General features: G+C 57.2%; 5 protein-coding genes. 1 reads left to right on the forward strand and 4 read right to left on the reverse strand.

Annotated features, from left to right (window positions below; all coding sequences use genetic code 11):
- Window positions 1-3: 3 nt before the first annotated feature.
- From CIK74_RS01720 to CIK74_RS01735, 4 genes are read right to left on the reverse strand one after another with little or no spacing between them, the layout of a single operon-like run.
- On the reverse strand, window positions 4-1,320 hold the full coding sequence (locus CIK74_RS01720; RefSeq protein WP_096253977.1) for a M20/M25/M40 family metallo-hydrolase: 1,317 nt from the start codon (window positions 1,318-1,320) through the stop codon (window positions 4-6).
- A gap of 38 nt (window positions 1,321-1,358) precedes the next feature.
- Window positions 1,359-2,330: a TAXI family TRAP transporter solute-binding subunit gene (locus tag CIK74_RS01725; protein ID WP_141392834.1), complete on the reverse strand. Its 972-nt coding sequence runs from the start codon at window positions 2,328-2,330 to the stop codon at window positions 1,359-1,361.
- Window positions 2,323-3,747, reverse strand: a complete 1,425-nt coding sequence (locus CIK74_RS01730; protein ID WP_096253979.1) for a HAMP domain-containing sensor histidine kinase — start codon at window positions 3,745-3,747, stop codon at window positions 2,323-2,325. The genes CIK74_RS01725 and CIK74_RS01730 overlap by 8 nt, the downstream gene beginning before the upstream one ends.
- Window positions 3,744-4,409, reverse strand: coding sequence for a response regulator transcription factor (locus tag CIK74_RS01735; RefSeq protein WP_170947694.1), 666 nt, complete (start codon window positions 4,407-4,409; stop codon window positions 3,744-3,746). The genes CIK74_RS01730 and CIK74_RS01735 overlap by 4 nt, the downstream gene beginning before the upstream one ends.
- A gap of 256 nt (window positions 4,410-4,665) precedes the next feature.
- Between CIK74_RS01735 and CIK74_RS01740 the strand changes: the two genes are divergently transcribed.
- Entirely contained in the window at window positions 4,666-5,967 is a 1,302-nt protein-coding gene (locus CIK74_RS01740) for an Nramp family divalent metal transporter (RefSeq protein WP_096253980.1), read from the forward strand.
- Window positions 5,968-6,000 lie beyond the last annotated feature (33 nt).

Consider the following 6,000-nt stretch of genomic DNA (forward strand, 5'->3'; position numbering starts at 1 on the left):
CTCCTAATAGTTTCTAAGTAGACGGTCAAGCACACGGGTTCCGAACTTCAGGGCCGAGATCGGCACCCGCTCATCCACGCCATGGAACATGCCAGTAAAGTCGAGGTCTTTAGGCAGCTGCAACGGAGCAAATCCGTACCCGGTGATACCAAGCTTTGCTAACGCTTTGTTGTCGGTACCACCGGAGAGCATGTAGGGCAGCACCACGGCCTGCGGATCTTCGGATTTTAACGCCGCAACCATGGATTCCACTAGTTCGCCGCTGAAGGGTACTTCCAAAGACTGCTGGTCTTGGAGCAGGCTGACCTCAACATGCTCCCCCGCCAGTTCCCGCAATGTCGCCAGTGTCGATTCATGTTCCATCGGCAAGGTTCGGCAATCGATAAGCGCCTCAGCGTAACCAGGCAGCACATTGTGTTTATACCCGGCCTTGAGTACCGACGGGTTTGAGGTGTTCTGCAAGGTGGCGCCAACAAAGCGGCTGGTGTTCCCCAACGCTTCGAGCAGCGGCTCGGGATGATCTTCGTCGAACTCAATCCCGGAGATTTCAGAGAGTTCTTCAAATAGCGCTCTGGTGGTTTTCGTGTAAGAAAGCGGCCGCTGATACTCGCCAATGCGCGCAACTGCCGACGCCAAGCGAGTTACCGCGTTCTCCTCATTTAGCTGTGAACCGTGGCCAGCCACGCCATGAGCTGCAAGTTTGATCCAAGCGATGCCCTTCTCAGCGGTTTGTACCAGATATGCGCGTTGCCCTGCGATTTCGGTAGAAAAACCACCCACTTCGCTGATCGCCTCGCCCGCTCCGGCGAAGAGTTCTGGATGCTGCTCAACCATCCACAGGGAGCCATAATCACTACCGGCTTCTTCATCCGCGAAAAATGCAATGATCAGGTCTCGACGCGGGCTGATCTTCTCCCGCATCAGGTGTCTGATCACGGCGACGATCATCGCGTCCATGTCTTTCATATCGACGGCGCCACGACCCCAGATCATGTCATCAATAATTTGCGCTCCGAAGGGATCCACGGACCAGTCCTCGGCGATAGCGGGCACTACATCTAGATGTCCGTGAACCACCAGCGCGGGCAAGCTCCGGTGACTGCCTGGAATGCGGGTGAGCAGATTGGCTCGTCCCGGTGCTGATTCGTAGATGGTCGAGTCCAACCCGACCTCGCTCAGTAGGCGCGCAATGTAGTCTGCTGCTTCGCGCTCTCCACGACTGTTGTTATCGCCGAAGTTTGTGGTGTCAATGGTGATCAGCTTGCGGCAAATCTCTACGACTTCTTCTTGCATCAATTCATAGGAGTGCGTTTTTGGCATATTTACAAACCTCTATTCGTGCCCGGCCTGGGAGCGGATTATCCATGGAGCCTGCGGTATGCGGCTTGCGCCGCCGGGTGCAATGGCTGGCCGCCGGTTGAGATCAGTGTATCTGGGGTCAAATATTGTATTCCCGCACTGTTACGTGGAATGAGTTCGCGCGCATGGTTGACCAAGAGTTCAACTACCGCCGAGACCACCGAATCGGGCAAGGACACGTTAGCCATCAAGAGGTTGGCCACTCCGACGGTATCGACCTGTGCTACCCCGGCATAAGTGTCTTGCGGGATTATCACCGGCTCGTAGAGCCGCGGGTATTCTTCGCGCAAGCGCGGGAGTACCGAGGACATACTGATCAGCCGAAGTGGTAAACGTTGTTCCAACTCGGTAATCGAACTTACAGGGATCCCGCCGAAAAGGAAAAGAGCATCGATGCTGCCTTCTTCCAGCGCTTTCAGCCCGCCAACGTAGCCGAGCTGGCGTTCACGAGGGCTACGCATAGCGGTATCGAGTCCCGTGGCATTAAGGATGCGCTGCCCGGTGACCCAAGTACCTGACCCGGGGGCTCCGGTGCCGAGCCTGCGCCCGGAGAGGTCTGCCAAGGTGCGGATGCTGCTTTCTCGCGGCACCAGACAGTGGTAATAATTTTGGTACACACGCCCCAAGGCAACTAAAGAACTCTCCGCAGGCCTCAGTTGGGCCACAGTATCGGCCAGTGCCAGCGAAAGTCCTGCTGTCCCATTCTTCAAAAGTTTCAGATTCTCGACGCTGGCCTCGGTGATCAACGCCTCGGAGTTTTCGGCGATCTTGTATTTAACCAGTGCCTCGCACAATAAGGTCGCGAATTCAAAATACATGCCGCCGTTTTCACCCCCGGCGACATCCAGCCGCGGAATCAACGGCCCGGCGGAACAAGCGGCCAGCCCGGCACCCATCAGCGAGAGTCCACCCCAGCGAAGTAGCTGTCTGCGTCCGATAGTTCGCGCGCCAATAGCCGGTGATTTACCCAAGGTGCACCCCCTGCCTCGGTGCAGCGCTGCGTAGCAGAAGAAGTCTCATCTGCAGTCCGCCACCAACGCCGGCCTCTACGATCAGTTCGCCGCCATTAGCTTGGGCCAGACGTTCCACAATCGCCATGCCCAAACCAGTTCCGGGGCTTGCCCCGGTGGGATCCGCCCGCCAGAAACGCTCGGTGACCAAGGCTAAGTCCTTGGTGCGCAGCCCCGGTCCGTGATCTCTGATGATGATTTCGACGATTTGTTCCGTGGCGGTAAGGCTCGTAAGCACCGGTGCTCCCGGAGCATATTTCAGGCAGTTCTCGTAGAGTTCGGCGATCATTTGCTGCAGCTCGAATTCGTTGCAACTTACCCAGAATTCAGTTTCTTGGCCCGAGTTGAACAATAACTCCGTGCCGGTGTTGCGGGCGCTCTCGGTCCGCCGCTCAATTTCTTCGATGAGCAAATCACGTACCGGGACCGGCGCGGAGTCGGCAACGCCCGTGGCCAGCGTAGTGCCAGCGGTGAGCTCAGAGAGTCGGTGGTCGGCGCTGGCCAAACGCAGCACCGCGTCCAACAGGGTTTCGACTCTTCGCAGTTCTTTCTCCACCGCCCGCACCCCTTGCGGATCCGCCTCGTCGCCGAGCCGCATTTTCAGAAGATCCACGCGTAGTCGCAAGGCGGCGACCGGGTTGCGCAACTGATGTGAGGTTTCGGCAATAAGTTCGCGCTGCTGCGCCAAACTAGCGGTCATCACCTGAGCCATGGTGCTAAAAGAACGTGCCAATTCCTGTAGTTCCGGCGGGCCAGCAGCTTCTAAAGGCGCCGCGGTTTTTGTTGCAGCTAGGGCCTTGGTCGCCTCGTTGAGCCGGTGGATAGGTCGTAATACCCAGGTGGTGACTCGATCTGCCAGAAGCAATAAGGCTGAGCCTGCGGTCAGGCTGACTAACACCACCAGCACCCAGCGTTGCAAAACCAGCTCTCGGGCAGAATCGAGATTTACCTGCATTATTACCGCGCCCAGCACCTGAGTGGAATTGCCATAAGGCCGAGCGATGAGCGACTTGTCGTTGGATAAAGGGTTGATGGTGTCAATATCGGTGTGTCCTAGATTCAGTTCGGTGTTCTCAACCACCTGTTGAACCTGCGGGTCACGCGGATCGATATTCCCAGAGGTGAAGGTCTGCTGATCTATCCGTATCAGCAGCCCCTCGTTGTAGAGCTGTGAGTAGGTATCCATTTCTTGTTGCAATTTGCCATGATCCGCATCCGTGGAAGCCGCCAGCTGAACAAAACGGTTCAGCGACGCGGCACGGGTCAGCCGCAGTTGCTGGGTGGCATCAACGCTCGCATTTTGCATCAGCACGCCGGAAACGATGATCACTAACAACGCCAGCAAGGAACCCAAGATGAGAATGACGCGGCGTCTCACGGGGCCTCGATGCGGTAGCCGACTCCGCGCACGTTGATGATCATTCCCGGACTGTCCAGCTTGGCGCGCAACCCCGTCAGATGTACGTCCAAGGAACGGGAAACCGCTATGAAAGCGTCTCCCCACAGCGCGTCGAGTATTTGTTCGCGGGTCACGACCGAGCCTGCATGTTGTGCCAGCAAGGAGAGCAAATCAAACTCTTTCGCTGTCAGATTCAGTGACCGCTCCCCCAACCCGGCGGTTCGCTTATCTAAATCAATACGCAGTTCACCAACCTGCAATTCGCTACTGGAACTCGAGCTGAGCTGCGAACGCCTGGCCACAGCCTCAATGCGTGCCAGAAGCACCGTCAGTCCAATGGGTTTAACCAAATAATCATCGGCGCCTTGGCGCAGTCCTCGAACGACGCTGCGTTCATCATCGCGGGCGCTGAGGATGACTATCGGACTACTGGTGATAAGTCGCAGCTTGCGCAGAACCTCGAGCCCATCCATGTCCGGTAGGCCCAAATCGAGCAGGATCATCTGCGCTTCGCGGTGCCGCAGCAGCGCATCGGCCCCTCGGGCCACGCAGATTGCCGTATGTCCGGCAGCTGCCACGGCGTCGACCAGGGCCGTCGCGACGGCGTCGTCATCCTCGACGATAAGCAGCTGCAAGGTCATGTCCCTTCGATCTCTGGTGCACCACGCACCCAGATGCACTTTATCAGCTGGGCTAAACGAATAACTGACCGAACGGTTTCCTAAGACAGTCTTAAGATTTGGCGCACATGTTGGATATGGGCTGGCTCACCCACACATTAGATCTGTCTCTCATGTTGGCGTGATGAAAATCAATGTAGCTTTTACCTCACGTAAACCGATCACGGACACCGGTACTCGCACCGGAAACGAGCAAAAACTTTTAAGGATTATATTCATGGCCGAACAGCAGCAGCCGGGCGCTTCAGACGCCGCGGTTCAGGGCGACCGCGACGGTGGCGGTCCACCAAAATGGAAGATTGTCGGACCGGGTCTGGTTGTTGCGGCAACCGGTGTAGGCGCAGCCGATATGGTCGCCACCTTGGTTGCGGGTAGCCAGTACGGCTACGCCCTACTTTGGGCAGTGATTTTGGGTGTCATCCTCAAAATCGTTTTGGTCGAAGGCGCCGGACGTTACACACTGGCCACCGGAAAGACCATCTTTGAGGGTTGGAAGACCCTTGGTAAGTGGACCACCTGGTACTTCGGTCCGTACATCATCATCTGGGGCTTCGTCTACGGCGCCACCGCGATGAGTTCTGCGGCCATGCCGTTGGCAGCACTCTTCCCAGCCGTGGATTTGAAGATCTGGGCAGTCCTGATGGGCCTGGCCGGTTTTGCCATGGTCTGGTTCGGCAAGTACTCCTTCTTTGAGAAGGTCACCGCGGTTCTGGTGGGCATCATGTTCATTACCGTAGTTGGCTTGGCAGTCATTGCTGCGCCGAACTTCCCGGAGATGATCAAGGGACTCGTTCCAATGATTCCGTCCGGCGGCGTGGTCTACACCCTGGCACTAGCCGGCGGTGTCGGCGGCACTATTACCCTGGCTGCTTACGGATACTGGCTGCGTGAAAAGGGCTGGTACACCCCAAAGTGGATGCGTGTGATGCGTATCGACAACTCGATGGCTTACGTCATGACCGGCATCTTCGTGATTGCCATGCTGATTGTGGGCGCCGAAGTAGTTCAGGCTGCTGGCGTTTCCTTGTCCGCAGGTGACCGCGGTCTGCTGGACTTGGGTGATGTGCTCAACGAACGTTACGGCACCTTCGTTGGCACCGGATTCCTTGTCGGCTTCTGGGCCGCTTCCTTCTCCTCGATTATCGGCGTATGGAACGGTGTTTCGTTGATGTTCGCCGACTTCTGGGGCCACATGCGCAAGAAGCCAGCCGGCCACCCGGACACGATGACCGGTGGCAAGTACTTCAAGTTCTACGTACTCTGGTTGACCTTCCCTCCTATGGTGCTGTTCTTGCTGGACAAGCCAATCGCACTGATCTTGGCTTACGGCGTGCTTGGCTCGCTGTTCATGCCATTCTTGGCGATCACCTTGCTTGGACTGCTCAACGGCAAGCGCATCCCTAAGCGCTGGGCGAACCGTTGGCACACCAACACCGCGCTGGCCATTACCGCGATGCTGTTCATTGCACTGGGCATCCAGCAACTGTTCAAGAACCTCGCACCGCTCTTCGGCGGCTAGCGAGCTATCCATTAAGAGGCCTTCGTCCCGAGC

The organism is Glutamicibacter sp. BW77 (assembly GCF_002332285.1).
Taxonomy (GTDB): Bacteria; Actinomycetota; Actinomycetes; order Actinomycetales; family Micrococcaceae; genus Glutamicibacter; species Glutamicibacter bergerei.

Coding starts and splice junctions, on each gene's coding strand:
- CIK74_RS01740 (WP_096253980.1), top strand. CDS start 4,666: ATGGCCGAACAGCAGCAGCCGGGCGCTTCAGACGCCGCGGTTCAGGGC.
- CIK74_RS01735 (WP_170947694.1), bottom strand. CDS start 4,409: ATGACCTTGCAGCTGCTTATCGTCGAGGATGACGACGCCGTCGCGACG.
- CIK74_RS01720 (WP_096253977.1), bottom strand. CDS start 1,320: ATGCCAAAAACGCACTCCTATGAATTGATGCAAGAAGAAGTCGTAGAG.